Genomic DNA, 17,355 nt, shown 5'->3' on the forward strand with positions numbered 1-17,355 from the left:
TGCACTCGCGCACGTCGTCGTGGGGCTCGCTCACGCCGTTGTGGCCGCCCTGCGTTCCCGCTGGTACGCACCCGGGGGCACGCCCACAATCCGGCTGAAGTGGCGATTGAGGTGGGGCTGGTCCGTGAAGCCGACGGCGACGGCGGCCTCCGCGGGAGCCGTGCCCGCGTCGAGCAGGCTCCGGGCCCTGCGGACGCGGGCGTCCGTCAGCCAGGTGTGCGGTGGCATGCCGTAGGCGGTGCGGAAGGCCCGCAGCAGCGCGAAGGGGCTGGTCCCGAGGTCGGCGGCGAGCCGCTCCAGCGTCGGTGGGTCGGCCATCCGGTCCTCCAGCACGGCACGCGCGCGTGCCGCGAAGCGGGTGCCGGCCGTGCGGACGGCGCGCTGGGGAAGCGGCCCGCCGTTGAGGCGCAGCAGCCGGGTCACGGCGACCCGCAGCAGGGTGTCCGCCGCGAGCGCGTTGCCCTCGTCCGCGGCCCGCAGCACCTGGTGGACGAGGCCGACGGCGTACGGATCGTCGAATACAGGGCTGGTGAAGCCGGGGGTACCGCGGATCGTGGTGGTCTCGGCGGCGATCTCGGCCACCACGTCCGGCGACGGATAGACCGCGCCGTACCGCCAGCCTTCCGGCACGCCCGCCCGGCCCGTGTGCGGGGTGTCGGGGTTGACCAGGGCCAGGGTGCCGGGACCCGCGTACTGGTCGGCTCCGCCGTGATGGAAGACCTCGACGCCGTCGGCTATGGCGGCGATCACGAAGTTCTCGTGGGTGTGCCGCACGAACTTCTTCTCGACGTAGCGGGCCCGCAGCAGGTCGACACCGGGAAGTTCCGCATACCGCCAGTGCCGCGCCCGCTCCGCCGAACCTGCCATGCCCCCATTCTGCGTCGTGAGCCGCGCAGCGGGGCCCGGAGTGCGCACCAGCGCTCCTCCCGTTCGTGGCGGAGCCGTTTCCGCAGGTCCGGACCGTTGTCAGTGGGCGGGTGCAGGATGGGGGCATGGTCAGCTCCGCACATCGAGCCCTCGACGGCTTCTCCCCCGCGACCCGCGGCTGGTTCACGGGGGCCTTCTCCGCGCCCACCGCGGCCCAGGCCGGGGCGTGGCGGGCGATCGGCGAGGGCTCGGACGTGCTGGTGGTCGCGCCGACCGGCTCCGGCAAGACCCTGGCCGCCTTCCTGGCCGCGCTGGACCAGCTGACGTCGAGCCCGCCCCCGGCCGACCCCAGGAAGCGCTGCCGGGTGCTGTACGTGTCACCGCTGAAGGCCCTCGCGGTGGACGTCGAGCGGAACCTGCGCAGTCCGCTGACCGGTATCCGTCAGGAATCCGTGCGCCTGGGGCTGCCCGAGCCCGAGGTGAAGGTGGGCATCCGCTCCGGCGACACCCCGGCCGCCGAGCGCCGCGCCCTGGCCACGCGCCCGCCGGACATCCTGATCACCACCCCCGAGTCCCTGTTCCTGCTGCTGACCTCGGCCACGCGCGACGCGCTCACGGGCGTGGAGGCGGTGATCCTGGACGAGGTGCACGCGGTCGCGGGCACCAAGCGCGGCGCCCACCTCGCGCTGTCGTTGGAGCGGCTCGACGAGCTGCTGCCCAAGCCCGCACGCCGGATCGGTCTCTCGGCCACCGTGCGCCCCGTCGACGAGGTCGCGCGTTACCTCTCCCCGCGCCGCAGGGTGGAGATCGTCCAGCCGCCGTCCGGCAAGGAGTTCGACCTCTCCGTGGTCGTCCCGGTCGAGGACCTGGGCGAACTGGGTGGCTCCCCGGTGGCCGACGGCAACGAGGGCGCGGAACGGCCGTCGATCTGGCCGCACGTCGAGGAGCGCATCGCCGACCTGGTCCAGGCCCACCGCTCCACGATCGTGTTCGCCAATTCCCGCCGCCTCGCTGAGCGGCTGTGCAACCGGCTCAACGAGATCGCGTACGAGCGGGCCACCGGTGAGTCCTTGGACGAACACCATGCCCCGGCCGAGCTGATGGGCGGCTCGGGTGCGGCCCAAGGGGCACCCCCGGTGCTCGCGCGGGCTCACCACGGCTCGGTCTCCAAGGAGCAGCGCGCCCTCGTCGAGGAGGACCTGAAGGCGGGTCGGCTGCCGGCCGTGGTCGCCACCTCGAGCCTCGAACTGGGCATCGACATGGGCGCGGTGGACCTCGTCGTCCAGGTGGAGTCGCCCCCTTCGGTTGCCTCCGGCCTGCAGCGCGTCGGCCGTGCGGGACACCAGGTGGGTGCGGTCTCCACCGGCGTGGTCTTCCCCAAGTACCGGGGCGACCTCGTCCAGGCCGCCGTCGTCACCGAGCGGATGCGCAGCGGCTCCATCGAGTCCTTGAGGATTCCCGGCAACCCCCTGGACGTCCTGGCACAGCAGCTCGTCGCCATGACGTCGATGGACACCTGGCAGGTCGACGACCTCCTCGCCACGGTCCGCCGCGCCGCCCCCTTCGCCTCTCTCCCGGAGTCCGCGTTCACGGCGGTCCTCGACATGCTCGCGGGCCGCTATCCGTCCGACGCCTTCGCGGAGTTGCGCCCGCGCGTGGTGTGGGACCGGGTCGCCGGTACGGTCACGGGTCGTCCCGGCGCCCAGCGCCTCGCGGTCACCTCCGGGGGGACGATCCCGGACCGCGGCCTCTTCGGGGTCTTCCTCGCGGGCGCCGACCCCAAGAAGGGCGGCGGCCGGGTCGGCGAGCTCGACGAGGAGATGGTGTACGAGTCCCGGGTCGGCGACGTGTTCACCCTCGGCACCAGCTCCTGGCGTATCGAGGACATCACGCGCGACCGGGTGCTGGTCTCCCCCGCGCCGGGCGTCCCGGGCCGCCTGCCCTTCTGGAAGGGCGACCAACTCGGCCGCCCGCTCGAACTGGGCCGCGCGGTGGGCGCGTTCCTGCGCGAGGTGGGGTCCCTGTCCCAGGAGGACGCCCGGCTCCGCCTTCTGGCCGCCGGTCTCGACGCCTGGGCCGCGGACAACGTGCTCTCCTACCTCGCCGAACAACGGGAAGCCTGCGGCCATGTCCCGGACGACCGCACGATCGTCGTCGAGCGTTTCCGGGACGAGTTGGGCGACTGGCGGGTCGTCGTCCACTCCCCCTTCGGCGCCCAGGTCCACGCCCCCTGGGCCCTCGCCCTCGGCGCGAAGCTCACCGAGCGATACGGCATGGACGCCCAGGTCATGCACGCCGACGACGGCATCGTGCTGCGTCTGCCCGACACCGATCTGATGGGCCTGGACTTGCTCGACCAGGAACCCACGAAGGCGGGCATGGAGTACGACGCCGAGCAGGCGCCCGTCGGCGCCGCGGACGTCGCCTTCGACAAGGGCGAGGTCGACCAGATCGTCACCGACCAGGTGGGCGGCTCGGCGCTGTTCGCGTCCCGCTTCCGCGAGTGCGCCGCCCGCGCTCTCCTGCTGCCCCGCCGCAACCCGGGCAAGCGCACCCCGCTGTGGCAGCAGCGGCAGCGCGCCGCCCAACTGCTCCAGGTGGCGAGCGAGTTCGGCTCGTTCCCGATCGTCCTGGAGGCCGTCCGCGAGTGCCTCCAGGACGTCTTCGACGTTCCCGGGCTCGCCGAGCTGATGGGCGACATCGAGTCCCGCAAGGTCCGCCTCGTCGAGGTCACCACCCCGGAGCCCTCACCCTTCGCGCGCTCCCTGCTCTTCGGATACGTCGCCCAGTTCCTGTACGAGGGCGACTCCCCGCTCGCCGAGCGCCGCGCCGCCGCCCTGTCGCTGGACTCACGACTGCTCGCGGAGCTGCTGGGCCAGGCGGAGCTGCGCGAGCTGCTCGACGCCGAGGTACTCGTCGAGCTGGAGCGGGAGCTCCAGTGGCTCACCGAGGACCGACGCGTCAAGGACGCCGAAGGCGTCGCCGACCTGCTCCGGCTCCTCGGCCCTCTCACGGACGCCGAGTTGGCGGAGCGCGGCGCCGAGCCGCAGTGGGCGCCGGAGCTGGCCGGGGCCCGCCGCGCCATCCGGGTCCGGATCGCCGGCACCGACCACTGGGCGGCGATCGAGGACGCGGGCCGTCTGCGCGACGCACTCGGCACGGCCCTGCCCGTCGGTGTCCCGGAGGCGTTCACCGAGCCGGTCAAGGACCCGCTCGGCGACCTCCTCGCCCGGTACGCGCGCACGCACGGCCCGTTCACCTCGGCCACGGCAGCCGCCCGCTTCGGCCTCGGCGTGGCCGTGACGGACGGCGCGCTCCATCGGCTGGCGGCCGGCGGCCGGGTCGTGCAGGGCGAGTTCCACCCGGCGGGCATCGGCCAGGAGTGGTGCGACGCGGCCGTGCTGCGCCGTCTGCGCCGCCGCTCGCTGGCAGCCCTGCGGCACGAGCTGGAGCCGGTGCCACCCGCAGCGCTCGCGCAGTTCCTACCGCAGTGGCAGCACGTGGGCGGCGGCCACGGATTGCGCGGAATCGACGGCCTGGTGCGCGCGATCGAACAGTTGCAGGGCGCCTCCGTGCCCGCCTCCGCCCTGGAGAAGCTGGTCCTGCCGTCCCGCGTCGCCAACTACACCCCTGCGATGCTCGACGAACTCACCGCGGCCGGCGAAGTCGTATGGGCGGGCGCTGGAGCCCTCCCCGGCAAGGACGGCTGGGTCTCGCTGTACCTGGCGGACACGGCCCCACTCCTCCTCCCGCCCCCGCACCCCCTGGAACCGACGGCGCTCCACCAGTCCGTCCTCGACGCCCTTTCAGGCGGCTACGGCCTGTTCTTCCGCCAGATCGCCGACCAGGTCCGCGCCACGACGCACCCCGACGCCACCGATCCCCAACTGGCCGATGCCGTCTGGGACCTGGCCTGGTCGGGCCGGCTCACCAACGACACCCTCGCCCCCATGCGCTCCCTGCTGGGCTCCGGCCGCACGGCCGGCTCCACGGCCCACCGCGCCAAGCGCGCGGTCCCGCGCGGCCGGTACGGCTCCCTGACCGCCGCCGCACGCCCCCAGTCCCGTACGGGCCCACCCACGGTCGCGGGCCGCTGGTCCCTCCTCCCCGCCCACGAGCCCGATCCCACCGTCCGCGCGCACGCCCTCGCCCGCACCCTCCTCGACCGGCACGGCGTGGTGACCCGGGGCGCCGTCGCCGCCGAGGGCGTCGAGGGCGGTTTCTCGGCGACCTACCGCGTCCTGTCCGTCTTCGAGGAGAGCGGCCAGGCCCGGCGCGGCTATGTGGTCGAGGGGCTGGGCGCGGCACAGTTCGCGATGGACGGCGCGGTGGACCGGCTGCGCGCCGTGTCCAATGCCCGCGAGAGGGGCGAGGCCCTCCCCGGCCCCGGCTCCACTCCGCCCCAGGGGGACGGCTTCCCCCGCGCCCCCTACGACCCCATCGGATTCGAGGCCCCGACCGCCGCCGACTTCGACGCCGGGCTCGACACCCCCTTCGGAACCGCACCCGACGAGATCGCCGCCTTCGCCGACGGCGATCCGTCCCAGGCCACCGACCCCCGCCTCCCGTCGTACGGCAACCACGGCAGTGACGGCGGCTACGGCGGCCAAGGCTCGTACAGCCGAGGCGGCCCCCCGCACCGTACCCGCCGCCCCACCTCCTCCCCCCGAGCCGTGGTCCTGGCCGCCGCCGACCCCGCGAACGCCTACGGTGCCGCCCTCCCCTGGCCCGACCCGCCCACCGACGCCGGACACAAACCGGGCCGCAAGGCGGGCTCACTGGTCGTCCTCGTAGACGGCGAACTGACCCTCTACATGGAGCGCGGCGGCAAGACGCTGCTGGCCTGGCCCACCGACCCGGACAGCACCCCCACGGACGACCCACGCCTCCGCCCAGCCGCCGAAGCCCTCGCCGCAGCCGCCCGCGCGGGTTCCCTCGGCACAGTCACCGTGGAACGCGTGAACGGCACCTCAGCCCTCACCTCCCCCTACGGCACCCTCCTGGAAGGAGCAGGCTTCATAGCAACGCCTCGCGGCCTACGCATCCGCGCCTGACCGGGGCAGCGCTCCAAGCCGGGGCTCAGCCCCGATCGGGGCGCGGGGGAACCGCGCGACCAGCCACCCCGAACCCGCACCCGCCGAACCGACCGCACCACCCGACCCCTCAGGCGCCACCGACCACCTCCCCCAGCCACCTCCCCCAAACCCATGCCACCCTTGACCCATGCCCGAAGGTGACACCGTCTGGCAGACAGCGAAACGGCTGCACACGGCCCTTGCCGGCAACATGCTGTCCCGCTTCGACCTGCGCGTCCCGAAATACGCCACGGCCGACCTCACCGGCCGTACCGTCCTGGACGTCACCCCACGAGGCAAACACCTCCTCACCCGCATCGAAGGCGGCCTGACACTCCACTCGCACCTGCAAATGGACGGCTCCTGGAAGGTGTACGGCAACGGCGAGCGCTGGCGCGGCGGCCCGGCGCACCAGATCCGCGCGATCCTCGGCACAGCCGACCGCACAGCGGTCGGCTACCGCCTCCCCGTACTGGAGTTGCTCCGCACGACCGAAGAGCACCGAGCCGTCGGCCACCTGGGCCCCGACCTCCTCGGCCCGGACTGGGACCCCGACCAGGCACTCGCCAACCTCCTGAGCGACCCCGCCCGCCCCCTCGGCGAGGCCCTCCTGGACCAGCGCAATCTCGCCGGCATCGGAAACGTCTACAAGAGCGAGCTCTGCTTCCTCCTCCGGGTCACCCCCTGGCTGCCCATCGGTTCCCTGCCACAGGACACCGCCGCCCGGCTCCCGGCGCTCGCCAGACGGCTCCTCGAAGCCAACCGCGACCGCCCGATCCGCAGCACCACGGGCCACCGCCAGCACGACCTCTTCGTGTACGGCCGCGCGCCCCGCCCTTGCCTGCGCTGCCACACCCCCGTCCGCGCAGCCGACCAGGGCGACGGTTCCCGCGCTCGCCCCACCTACTGGTGCCCAACCTGCCAAACAGGCCCAGCCCCGGCCCCGGGCACACCCCGCACCGCCCGCCCACGCCCCGGACGCCGTACACCCAACTGACGCCCAGCCCCAACCACTGCGGCACAATTGACGACCCGTCAGAAATGCTCGTACCGTCGACTCATGCCCATGACGGCGTACGACCTCACCGGCCGCACCGCGTTCGTCACCGGCGCCGCCGGCGGCATCGGCCGTGCGTCGGCCGTGCTCCTCGCCGAGGCGGGCGCCACCGTGCACTGCGCGGACCGCGACACGCAGGGCCTGCACGAGACGGCGACACTGATCAAGTCCACCGGCGGCACCGCCCACACCCACCACCTCGACGTCACCGACCGCGCTCAACTGGCGCAGGCGGTGGCCGCCTGCGAGTCCCTCCACGTCATGGCGGCGATCGCCGGGATCATGCACAGCAGCCCGGTGCTGGAGACCCTGGACGAGGATCTCGACCGGGTGTGGAGCGTCAACTTCAAGGGCGTGCTGTACGCCTGCCAGGAGGCCGCCCGACGGATGATCGCCGACGGGACACAGGGCAGCATCGTCACGATGGCCTCCGGCGCCGTCGACACCGGCGGCCCCGGACTCCTCTGCTACGGCGTGACGAAAGCGGCCGTGGTCCAGCTGACGAAGACCCTGGCGACCGAGGCCGGCCCGCACGGCATCCGCGTCAACGCGGTGGCACCGGGATGGATCCGTACACCCATGACCGACCGCCACGACAGTGCGGCACAGGAGCGGACGGAGTCCTTCATGGCCCGTCTCTCACCGCTGGGCCGGGTCGGCGAGCCCGACGACATCGCGCACGCCGTGCTGCACCTGGCCTCCGACGCCTCGGCGTTCACCACCGGCCAGATCATCCGCCCGAACGGCGGGGTGGCGATGCCGTGGTGACCCCCGTATCACCCGTACCGGATGCCGTGGCGCTCTCCGTATCGACCACATCCCCCCGAACCGGATCAGCCGTGCGCCCCCTGAACGCCCCCGTCCCCCACCCCGATCCCGACCCCTTCGGCACGCAGTGCACGGGCAGGAGACTCAGCCCCCACCCCCCGGCCGCGACCGCCCCCTCCACCGCACCGGCATCCGGCGCCAGCGCGAGCCGCAGCACTCCCCACCACCACAGCGCACCGAGTCCCAGAGCCGCCCCCCAGCGCACTATCCGCATAGCCGCCACCTCCAGGCCTTCGGGCCCCCCAGAACGACGCTAGACGGCCCACGACACGGCCAGGGAGGGCGCACCACCGGCACAGGGACGCACGGCTCACTCACGAAGCCCGCACGCACACGACGCCCTGCGCGCCCCGCGGCACCACCCCGCCCTCACCACGCCCCCGGCGCACCCACCGACCGCCGGCCACCAGCCACCAGCCACCAGCCACCAGCCACCAGCCACCAGCCACCAGCCACCGCGACGCATCCGCCCGCGCTACCCGTTCTCCGCCTGGAACATCCAGTGATGCTTCTCAAGATCGGCGGTGATCGCGATGAAGATGTCCTGACTCACCGGATCCGCCTCCGCGGTGCTCTCCACCCGCGCCCGCATCCGTGTGATCACCGCGCCGAGCGCGTCCACGAGTGTCCCGACGGCGTCCGTGTCCTTGACCCAGCCGTCGGGGACCTTGCCGACGCCGATGCTCCCGGCGACCGTCGCGGCCCGCCCGTCGGGTGAGACGCCGAGGGTGGCGGCGCGCTCGGCGACCGTGTCGGAGTGCAGTCGCGCGGTGTCCACGACCTCGTCGAGCTGGAGGTGGACGGAGCGGAAGCGCGGCCCGACCACGTTCCAGTGGATCTGCTTGGCCGCGAGGGACAGGTCCACGAGGTCAACGAGGGCTCCTTGCAGAGCCTCGGAGACCGTCTTGAGGTCGGCATCGGACAACGGGCTCTTCACGACGTACATCAGCACGCTCCGGTTCTCGGCACCACCAGGCACGGCCGTACGAACACATCGCGCGCACGGCCCCCGAGCCCGCCCCTCCACCATGACCGCACACCACCACCCCGGCAAACGGGGACGCCCACCCCCCAGAGGCCCGGGACAACAAAAAGCCCCGGGCCGACGCCCCCAGGTCTCCCTGGAGGCCCCGGCCCGGGGCTCCGCTTCACTTCATCGGCGCGTGCCGAACCTCACGCACGCGGGCACACAGGCGTGGTCGTCACGCCGCCACGACGTCCACCGCTTCCGTGGGCGCCTTGATCGTGACCCGCTCCGGCGGCACACCGGCCACCGACACGGAGTTGAGCATGGTTCGACGCACTGGTGCTGGCACCGGCTCGGTGGCCGCTGCGGACTGGGCCAGCTCGGCAAGGGCGAGCTCGTCGCTCACTTCCCGCATGAGCTCGGACATCCGTACGTCCAGCGCGTCGCAAATGGCGGAGAGCAGCTCGGAGGAAGCCTCCTTCTGCCCCCGCTCCACCTCGGAGAGATAGCCGAGTGAGACTCGGGCGGACGAGGAGACTTCGCGCAGAGTACGGCCCTGGCGCTGGCGCTGCCGACGCAGCACGTCACCCAGCAGGCGACGGAGCAGAATCATCGGTGGCTCCCTCCTCGGACCGTGTAGCCGCATCCTTCACGCCCCACCGTACCGCCTTGCGCTGCGGCCGTGCGGGGAGCGCTGTTGTGTTCACTCAGGGCTGCAAACATCAAGTCCCCCCGTTCTGTTCCGTATCCTGTGCCCGCTCATTCCCGGTCTGTTCGCCCGCGAGCTCCTCGAGGAGCAGTGCGAGTACGCTCCGTACACTCTCCATACGGATTTCCGTCCGGCCGCCGTTCAACCTCAACGACGCCACTTTCCCGCCACCCGAGACGCCAGAATCCGCTGCTGACGGACCGGCGACGGCCACGTAGACCGTGCCGACGGGCTGGCCGTCCTGCTCTTCCGGGCCCGCGACGCCGGTGGTCGAAATTCCCCAGTCGGCGCCGAGCGCCTTGCGTACACCGTCCGCCATCTGGGCCGCGACCTGCGGGTCCACTGCTCCGCGCTGATCCAGGAGGGTGGCGTCGACGCCGAGCAACTGGTGCTTCAGGTCGGTGGCGTACGCCGTCACCGAGCCCCGGAACGCCTTGGAGGAGCCGGGGGCCGCGGTGATCGTGGCCGCGACCAGACCACCGGTCAGCGACTCGGCGACGGCGAGCGTCTCGCCCCTCACCCTCAGTAGTCGCAGCACGTCGGCGGCGGTGGACGTCACCGTTCCGCTCCCTCCGTAGCGGCCTCGCGCTCGGCGATTCCGCGTCGGCGCAGCACAATGGCCTGTCTCACATAGTCGAGTCCGGTGACGACGGTGAGGACGACCGCCACAGCCATCACCCACCACCTCAAGGTGGCCAGGGGCCCCTCCAGCATCAGGACGTACATCCCGACGGCGGTGCCCTGGGCGAGGGTCTTCAGCTTGCCGCCGCGGCTCGCCGGGATCACTCCGTACCGGATGACGATGAAACGCAGGAGCGTGATCCCGAGTTCCCGTCCGAGGATGACGCCGGTCACCCACCACGGCAGATCACCGAGGGAGGACAGGCAGATCAGCGCGGCTCCCATGATCGCCTTGTCGGCGATGGGGTCGGCGATCTTCCCGAAGTCGGTGACGAGGTCGTACGTCCGCGCCAGGTGGCCGTCGAAGATGTCGGTGATCATGGCGACGGCGAAGGCGGCCCAGGCCCAGGCCCGCCAGGCCGGGTCGTACCCGCCGTCCATGAGCATCAGCACGACGAAGCCCGGGACCAGGACCAGGCGGACCATGGTCAGGATGTTGGCGATGTTCCAGAGGCTGGCCTGGTTGACGGCGGCAGCGCCCAGCTTCCCGCCGCGCACAGGCCACGCACCGTCAGGAACGCCGGGAGCACCGGAAGCTCTCGCGACGCTCTGGGCACCCATGGCGCCCTGGGTGCCTTTGGCATCCGTGGCGCTCTTGGCGTTCGTGGCACTCGTGGCACTCGTGGCGCTCGTGGCGCCGGAGGAGCCGCCCGCCGCGGATGCCGGGACTCCCGTCATCTGGCCGCCTCCTCAGCACGTGCGAGCGAACCCGGAAGCACCTCGGCCACCAGGTCGACGCCTTCCGTGCCGATCACCTTCGCCTCGACCACAAGGCCGACGCTCAGTTCCTGGCCGCTCGTGAACAGCACCTGGCCGTCCGTCTCGGGCGCCTGGTGCGCAGCACGCCCGTACGCGCTCTCGTCCCCCTCGTCGCCGCCGACCGACTCGACCAGCACACGCACGGTCTGCCCGACGCGCTCCTCGGCACGCTGCGAGACCAGTTCCTCGGCCAGCCGCGAGACGCGTGCGAGCCGTTCGGCGACCACGTCCTCGTCCAGTTTGTTCTCGTACGTCGCCGCCTCGGTGCCCTCCTCGTCGGAGTACCCGAAGACACCGATGGCGTCCAGTCGCGCGCCGTTCAGGAACCGCTCCAGCTCGGCGAGATCGTCCTCGGTCTCGCCGGGGAACCCCACGATGAAGTTGGACCGCACGCCGGCCTCGGGGGCCTTGGAGCGGATGGTGTCGAGCAGTTCCAGGAAGCGGTCGGTGTCGCCGAAGCGGCGCATGGCGCGCAGCACGGCGGGCGCGGAGTGCTGGAAGGACAGGTCGAAGTAGGGCACGACCTTGGGCGTGGAGGTGAGCACGTCGATGAGGCCGGGCCGCATCTCGGCGGGCTGCAGATAGCTCACGCGCACCCGTTCGATGCCGTCGACCTCGGCCAGCTCGGGCAGCAGCGACTCCAGCAGCCGGATGTCGCCCAGGTCCTTGCCGTAGGAGGTGTTGTTCTCGGAGACCAGCATGATCTCCTTGACGCCCTGCTCGGCCAGCCAGCGCGTCTCGTTCAGCACGTCCGAGGGGCGGCGCGAGATGAAGGAGCCGCGGAAGGAGGGGATGGCGCAGAACGAGCAGCGGCGGTCGCAGCCGGAGGCGAGCTTCACCGAGGCGACGGGCGAGCCGTCGAGGCGGCGGCGCAGCGGCGAGCGCGGCCCGGAAGCCGGAGCGAGGCCTTCCGGCAGATCGACGGGGGCGTGCCCCGGAAGCGCGACATCGGCTGCGGACTCCTGCCGCTGGGCCGGGCTGATCGGCAGCAGCTTGCGCCGGTCGCGCGGGGTGTGCGAGGCGTGGATGCCGCCGTTCAGGATGGTCTGGAGGCGGTCGGAGATGTCCGCGTAGTCGTCGAAGCCGAGCACGCCGTCGGCCTCAGGAAGCGCTTCCGCGAGTTCCTTGCCATACCGCTCCGCCATGCAGCCGACCGCCACGACGGCCTGGGTTCTGCCATGCCCCTTGAGGTCGTTCGCCTCCAGGAGCGCGTCGACGGAGTCCTTCTTGGCGGCTTCCACGAAGCCACACGTGTTGACGACCGCGACGTCCGCTTCCTCGGCGTCCTCGACGAGCTCCCAGCCGTCCGCCTCCAAGCGGCCTGCGAGCTCCTCCGAGTCCACCTCGTTACGGGCGCAGCCAAGGGTGACGAGTGCGACGGTACGGCGTTCAGGCATGGGCTCAAGACTACTTCGTCCCGCTGACACCCCACGTCTACGGGGTTGGCCCTTGTTGGCCAACCCCGTACCGGCGTTTCCCTTTGAACCCGAACCTGAACCTGAACCTGACCCTGAACCTGAACCTGAACCGTCTGACCGTCTGTACGAACCCGAAGGCTCAGCCGACCTCCGGGTCGCCCTTCGTGTACGTCAGGCGTTCGACCTGGCCGGGCTGGAAGTCGTCCTCGATCTTCTTGCCGTTGACGTAGAGCTGGATGGCTCCGGCATCGCCGAGGACGAGGTCGATCTTGGAACTGTCCTGGAAGGTCTTGGTCTGGCCCTGCTTGAGGAGGCCGTCCCACAGAAGCTGGCCGTTGTGGTCCTTGGCAGAGATCCAGCTGCGGCCGTCGGCGGCGCTGACCTGGACGGTCACCTTGTCGCGGGGCGCGGCCGCGATGGCACTGTCGGACGGCTCCGGCTTGGGATCGACGTCGGGCTTGTCGTTCTTCGGGGTGGGCGAGCCGGGCTTGCTGGTGGTCGGCGTGGAGCCCTCGGCGATCTGCGTGGTGTCGCCGTCCTCGTCGCCGCCGTTGAACGCGGTGAAGCCGACGAAGCCGATCACCGCGACGATCGCGGCGACCATGGCGGCGGTCCAGTTGGGGCTGCGGCGCTCGGGGCGAATGCGTTCCGCCTCGAACAGCGGGGCCGCCGGCGTCGGCGCGGGGCGCCCGCCGTGGGCCTCGGCGTACTGTTCGAGCAGCGGAGCGGGATCGATGCGCACCGCGCGCGCGAGGGTGCGGATGTGACCGCGCGCGTAGACGTCGCCGCCGCAGGCGGCGAAGTCGTCCTGTTCGATCGCGTGCACGATGGCGATGCGGACCCGGGTGGCGTTGCTGACGTCGTCGACGGTCAGCCCGGCCGCGATGCGTGCCTGTTGAAGGGCACGGCCGATCGAAGGGCGTTCCGCCGCGCGTTCGTCACGGTTGTCTTCGAACGGACGCTCGTCTTCGGGGAAGTTGCCGTCAGGGGAGTTGCCGATGGACACGGGGGCGCCTTTCGAGCGTGTAGCCACCTGTGCTGGAAGTTCAGTCTAGGGGGGGTACGAAAGGGTGGGGCAACCGGGCGGTGGGACTTTGTACGCCATCAGAATGGCCGGTCATCCTGCTGGTGGTGATGGTGAGGCAGGGGATTGTCCCCTCCTCCAACTTGACGTACGCCGAAGGGAAACGGTTGCTCACGAATTCCTTACGGGTAAGTCACGTTCGAATACCCGGATGCCCTAATCCCATCCGGCGTTCGCCCCGCCATCCCACCCGCGTTCTGCCCGCCGGACAACCGGATTTCACGAGACGCTGCCGCCTCACGCCCCCGTCGCGCCCCTCCTATGCCTCAGTCTCCCCCCGGATCACCGCCAGCACGCCGTCCAGCTCATCAGGTTTCACGAGAACGTCACGCGCCTTGGAGCCCTCGCTCGGCCCCACGACACCCCTGGACTCCATGAGGTCCATCAGCCGCCCGGCCTTGGCGAAGCCGACGCGCAGCTTGCGCTGGAGCATGGAGGTCGACCCGAACTGGGTGGAGACGACGAGTTCGGCCGCCTGGCACAGCAGATCGAGGTCGTCGCCGATCTCCTCGTCGATCTCCTTCTTCTGCTTGGTGCCCACGGTGACGTCGTCCCGGAAGACGGGCGCCATCTGGTCCTTGCAGTGCTGGACGATCGCCGCGACCTCGTCCTCGGTCACGAACGCGCCCTGCATACGGGTCGGTTTGTTCGCCCCCATCGGCAGGAACAGCCCGTCGCCCTTGCCGATCAGCTTCTCCGCACCGGGCTGGTCGAGGATGACGCGCGAGTCGGCGAGGGACGAGGTGGCGAACGCGAGCCGCGACGGGACGTTCGCCTTGATCAGACCGGTCACGACGTCGACCGACGGCCGCTGTGTGGCGAGCACCAGGTGGATGCCGGCCGCACGCGCGAGCTGGGTGATGCGGACGATCGCGTCCTCGACGTCCCTCGGCGCGACCATCATCAAGTCGGCCAGCTCGTCCACGATGACCAGCAGATACGGGTACGGCTGGAGCTCACGTTCACTGCCCTCGGGCAGCTTGACCTTGCCGTTCCTTATGGCCTCGTTGAAGTCGTCGATGTGCCGGAAGCCGAACGCCGCCAGGTCGTCGTAGCGCAGGTCCATCTCGCGCACCACCCACTGCAGTGCCTCGGCGGCCCGCTTGGGGTTGGTGATGATCGGCGTGATCAGGTGCGGGATGCCCTCATAGGCCGTCAACTCCACGCGCTTGGGGTCGACGAGGACCATGCGCACGTCCTCGGGGGTCGCCCGCACCATGACCGACGTGATCAGGCAGTTGATGCACGACGATTTACCCGAACCGGTCGCACCTGCGACGAGCACGTGCGGCATCTTCGCCAGGTTGGCCATCACATAGCCGCCCTCGACGTCCTTGCCGAGCGCGACCAGCATCGGGTGGTCGTCCTCGGCCGCGTCCGCGAGCCGTAGTACGTCGCCGAGGTTGACCATCTCCCGGTCGGTGTTGGGGATCTCGACGCCGACGGCCGACTTGCCGGGGATCGGGCTGATGATCCGCACGTCAGGGCTGGCGACGGCGTACGCGATGTTCTTGGTCAGCGCGGTGATCCGCTCGACCTTGACCGCCGGGCCGAGTTCGACCTCGTAGCGCGTGACCGTCGGGCCGCGGGTGAAGCCGGTGACGGAGGCGTCGACCTTGAACTCGGTGAAGACGTTGGTGAGGGAGGCGACGATCGCGTCGTTGGCGGCGCTGCGCGTCTTGCCGGGGCCGCCGCGCTCCAGGAGGTCGAGCGAGGGCAGGGAGTAGGTGATGTCGCCGGAGAGCTGGAGCTGTTCGGCACGCGGCGGCAGGTCGCGGGGCTCGTCGGGGGCCTGTTTGGTGAGGTCCGGCACCAGGGCTTCCTGCCTGGCCCCCTTGGGCGGCTTGGCGGCCGTCGGTTCCTGCTTCGGCGGCTTCGTGCGCGCGGCCGGGACGGGCGTGGTCTCCTCGCGGTCCCCCACACTCACCCCCTGGGTGAGGTCGGCGACCACCGGCGAGGGCGGCATCCCGTGCAGCACGGCCCCGTCGAGCGCCGCGGCGGCCGCCGCGGCGACATCCACGGCGTCCATCGGCCGGTCCGGATCGGGCTGCCGTACGGCAGAGCGCCGGGGACGGCGCTTGGAGAGCGCCTCCTGCTCGGCACCGTCGGGGTCGAACTGCTGAGGGGCGGATCCGCGCCTGCGGGGGCGCGCCGGAAGCGACTCACGCCACTGTTCGTCGTAGCGCGCGTCGTCCTCGCTGTACTCCTCGTCGTTCTGGTCGTCCGCGACGATGCCGAGCTTTCGCCCGAGCAGCCGCAGCCGCTGCGGAATCGCGTTCACCGGGGTCGCGGTGACGACGAGCAGCCCGAAGACCGTGAGCAGGACGAGCATCGCCACGGCGAGGGCCTCACCCATGGTGTACGTCAGCGGGGTGGCCGTGCCCCAGCCGATGAGCCCGCCGGCGTCCCTTATCGCCTGCATGCCCTCGGTGCGCGCGGGCGAGCCACAGGCGATGTGCACCTGGCCGAGCACACCGATGACGAGCGCGGACAGACCGATGACGATACGTCCGTTGGCGTCGGGCTTCTCGGGATGCCGGATGAACCGTACGGCGATGACCGCGAGCAGGATCGGCACGAGCAGATCGAGCCGGCCGAAGGCGCCGGTCACGAGCATCTCGACCAGATCGCCGACTGGTCCGCGCAGATTGGACCAGGTTCCGGCGGCGACGATCAGGGCGAACGCGAGCAGCAGCAGGGCGATGCCGTCCTTGCGGTGCGCCGGGTCGAGATTCTTCGCGCCCTGCCCTATACCGCGGAAGACGGCGCCGACGGCGTGCGCGGCACCGAGCCAGATGGCGCGTACGAGCTTGTACACGCCCCCGGTGGGATTGGGCGCCGGCTTCGGAGGGGCCGTCTTCTTCGCCGCCGCCTTCTTGGCGGGTGCCTTCTTGGCGGCGGCTTTCTTCGCGGGGGCCTTCTTCGCCGGAGCCTTCGTCGGAGCGGCCGCCTTCTTCGCGGGCGGCTTCTTCGCTGCGGACTGACGTGAGGCCATGTGTGTGAGGTTACCGGTGGAGGCCACAGCGGACACGTGTGCCTACTGCTTCACCCATTCGTGTCGCATGCCCGAAGTCCCAAAGCTGACGAGCTCTACGGCCTTCAACTCCGATGCCGACCGACCACAACTCGGCGTGGGGCCCGATCACTTCGGTGACCTGGCCCCCCTCAGTCCTACGGGTCGGCCCGCGCTCAGTTCTGCAACGGCACCGAAGCAGGTCCGCCCGTGCCCGGTTCCAGCGCGTCCAGCGCCCTTCGCAGGCCGGTGAGTTTGCGTTCGAGATGGGCTGCCGTCGCCACCGCGGCGGCGTCCGCGGAGTCGTCGTCGAGTTGCTTGGAGAGCGCCTCGGCCTGTTCCTCGACGGCCGCGAGCCGCGCGGAGAGCTCGGCGAGGATACCGCCGGAGGGCTCCTTGGAACCGCCCGCCGCGCCCTTGCCGCCACCCTCCAACTGGAGCCGCAGCAGCGCCGCCTGCTCCCTGAGCTGGCAGTTCTTCATGTACAGCTCGACGAAAACGGAGACCTTCGCGCGCAGCACCCATGGGTCGAAGGGCTTGGAGATGTAGTCGACCGCACCCGCCGCGTACCCACGGAACGTGTGATGCGGCCCGTGGTTGATGGCGGTGAGGAAAATGATCGGGATGTCACGTGTCCGTTCGCGCCGCTTAATGTGCGCGGCCGTCTCGAATCCGTCCATGCCCGGCATCTGGACGTCCAGCAGAATGACCGCGAAGTCGTCCGTCAACAGCGCTTTGAGCGCTTCCTCCCCGGACGATGCCCGCACCAGCGTCTGATCGAGCGCGGAGAGGATGGCCTCCAGCGCCAACAGATTCTCCGGCCGGTCATCGACCAGGAGGATCTTGGCCTTCTGCACCATGGCCCGCCCTCCTCGCCCCGGCTTGGGGCCTCCCCTG

Annotated in this window: 13 protein-coding genes; 3 read left to right on the forward strand and 10 right to left on the reverse strand. The window is 71.2% G+C overall.

Annotated elements, in window-relative coordinates:
- Positions 1–30: 30 nt before the first annotated feature.
- The gene (locus tag CES90_RS39905; protein ID WP_189787870.1) at positions 31–867 is read right to left on the reverse strand and encodes an AraC family transcriptional regulator; all 837 of its coding nucleotides are present in this window, start codon (positions 865–867) and stop codon (positions 31–33) included.
- Between the two features lie 125 nt (positions 868–992).
- Between CES90_RS39905 and CES90_RS39910 the strand changes: the two genes are divergently transcribed.
- The 3 genes from CES90_RS39910 to CES90_RS39920 all read left to right on the forward strand — a co-directional run bounded on the left by CES90_RS39910 (position 993) and on the right by CES90_RS39920 (position 7,767).
- Positions 993–5,921 (forward strand): ATP-dependent helicase, encoded by a 4,929-nt coding sequence (locus CES90_RS39910; RefSeq protein WP_189787871.1) that lies wholly within the window; start codon positions 993–995, stop codon positions 5,919–5,921.
- Positions 5,922–6,090: 169 nt separating this feature from the next.
- Positions 6,091–6,939: an Fpg/Nei family DNA glycosylase gene (locus CES90_RS39915; RefSeq protein ID WP_189787872.1), complete on the forward strand. Its 849-nt coding sequence runs from the start codon at positions 6,091–6,093 to the stop codon at positions 6,937–6,939.
- 63 nt (positions 6,940–7,002) lie between these two features.
- Complete coding sequence (locus CES90_RS39920) at positions 7,003–7,767, forward strand: SDR family NAD(P)-dependent oxidoreductase (RefSeq protein ID WP_189787873.1); 765 nt, start codon at positions 7,003–7,005, stop codon at positions 7,765–7,767.
- Here the strand turns inward: CES90_RS39920 and CES90_RS50490 are convergent.
- From CES90_RS50490 to CES90_RS39960, 9 genes are all read right to left on the reverse strand, one after another.
- The gene (locus tag CES90_RS50490; RefSeq protein WP_229914414.1) at positions 7,730–8,041 is read right to left on the reverse strand and encodes a hypothetical protein; all 312 of its coding nucleotides are present in this window, start codon (positions 8,039–8,041) and stop codon (positions 7,730–7,732) included. The genes CES90_RS39920 and CES90_RS50490 overlap by 38 nt on opposite strands.
- 261 nt (positions 8,042–8,302) lie before the next feature.
- Positions 8,303–8,773: a Dps family protein gene (locus CES90_RS39925; RefSeq protein WP_189787884.1), complete on the reverse strand. Its 471-nt coding sequence runs from the start codon at positions 8,771–8,773 to the stop codon at positions 8,303–8,305.
- Positions 8,774–9,029: 256 nt separating this feature from the next.
- The gene (locus tag CES90_RS39930; RefSeq protein ID WP_149828339.1) at positions 9,030–9,407 is read right to left on the reverse strand and encodes a helix-turn-helix domain-containing protein; all 378 of its coding nucleotides are present in this window, start codon (positions 9,405–9,407) and stop codon (positions 9,030–9,032) included.
- Positions 9,408–9,516: 109 nt separating this feature from the next.
- Complete coding sequence (locus tag CES90_RS39935; protein ID WP_189787874.1) at positions 9,517–10,062, reverse strand: CinA family protein; 546 nt, start codon at positions 10,060–10,062, stop codon at positions 9,517–9,519.
- Positions 10,059–10,862: a CDP-diacylglycerol--glycerol-3-phosphate 3-phosphatidyltransferase gene (pgsA, locus tag CES90_RS39940; protein WP_189787875.1), complete on the reverse strand. Its 804-nt coding sequence runs from the start codon at positions 10,860–10,862 to the stop codon at positions 10,059–10,061. The genes CES90_RS39935 and pgsA overlap by 4 nt, the downstream gene beginning before the upstream one ends.
- Entirely contained in the window at positions 10,859–12,340 is a 1,482-nt protein-coding gene (rimO, locus tag CES90_RS39945; RefSeq protein WP_189787876.1) for a 30S ribosomal protein S12 methylthiotransferase RimO, read from the reverse strand. The genes pgsA and rimO overlap by 4 nt, the downstream gene beginning before the upstream one ends.
- Before the next feature lie 160 nt (positions 12,341–12,500).
- Positions 12,501–13,367, reverse strand: coding sequence for a helix-turn-helix domain-containing protein (locus CES90_RS39950; protein WP_189787877.1), 867 nt, complete (start codon positions 13,365–13,367; stop codon positions 12,501–12,503).
- Between the two features lie 337 nt (positions 13,368–13,704).
- Entirely contained in the window at positions 13,705–16,440 is a 2,736-nt protein-coding gene (locus CES90_RS39955; RefSeq protein WP_189787878.1) for an FtsK/SpoIIIE family DNA translocase, read from the reverse strand.
- A 194-nt stretch (positions 16,441–16,634) separates the two neighbouring features.
- Positions 16,635–17,318 carry a response regulator gene (locus CES90_RS39960; protein ID WP_189787879.1) on the reverse strand — a complete coding sequence of 228 codons (684 nt, stop codon included), beginning with the start codon at positions 17,316–17,318 and terminating at the stop codon, positions 16,635–16,637.
- Between the last annotated feature and the right edge of the window lie 37 nt (positions 17,319–17,355).

Origin of the sequence: Streptomyces capitiformicae (assembly GCF_002214185.1) — a bacterium.
In the GTDB taxonomy this organism is placed as follows: domain Bacteria; phylum Actinomycetota; class Actinomycetes; order Streptomycetales; family Streptomycetaceae; genus Streptomyces; species Streptomyces capitiformicae.

Coding starts and splice junctions, on each gene's coding strand:
- CES90_RS39905 (WP_189787870.1), bottom strand. CDS start 867: ATGGCAGGTTCGGCGGAGCGGGCGCGGCACTGGCGGTATGCGGAACTT.
- CES90_RS39910 (WP_189787871.1), top strand. CDS start 993: ATGGTCAGCTCCGCACATCGAGCCCTCGACGGCTTCTCCCCCGCGACC.
- CES90_RS39915 (WP_189787872.1), top strand. CDS start 6,091: ATGCCCGAAGGTGACACCGTCTGGCAGACAGCGAAACGGCTGCACACG.
- CES90_RS39920 (WP_189787873.1), top strand. CDS start 7,003: ATGCCCATGACGGCGTACGACCTCACCGGCCGCACCGCGTTCGTCACC.
- CES90_RS50490 (WP_229914414.1), bottom strand. CDS start 8,041: ATGCGGATAGTGCGCTGGGGGGCGGCTCTGGGACTCGGTGCGCTGTGG.
- CES90_RS39925 (WP_189787884.1), bottom strand. CDS start 8,773: ATGTACGTCGTGAAGAGCCCGTTGTCCGATGCCGACCTCAAGACGGTC.
- CES90_RS39930 (WP_149828339.1), bottom strand. CDS start 9,407: ATGATTCTGCTCCGTCGCCTGCTGGGTGACGTGCTGCGTCGGCAGCGC.
- pgsA (WP_189787875.1), bottom strand. CDS start 10,862: ATGACGGGAGTCCCGGCATCCGCGGCGGGCGGCTCCTCCGGCGCCACG.
- rimO (WP_189787876.1), bottom strand. CDS start 12,340: ATGCCTGAACGCCGTACCGTCGCACTCGTCACCCTTGGCTGCGCCCGT.
- CES90_RS39955 (WP_189787878.1), bottom strand. CDS start 16,440: ATGGCCTCACGTCAGTCCGCAGCGAAGAAGCCGCCCGCGAAGAAGGCG.
- CES90_RS39960 (WP_189787879.1), bottom strand. CDS start 17,318: ATGGTGCAGAAGGCCAAGATCCTCCTGGTCGATGACCGGCCGGAGAAT.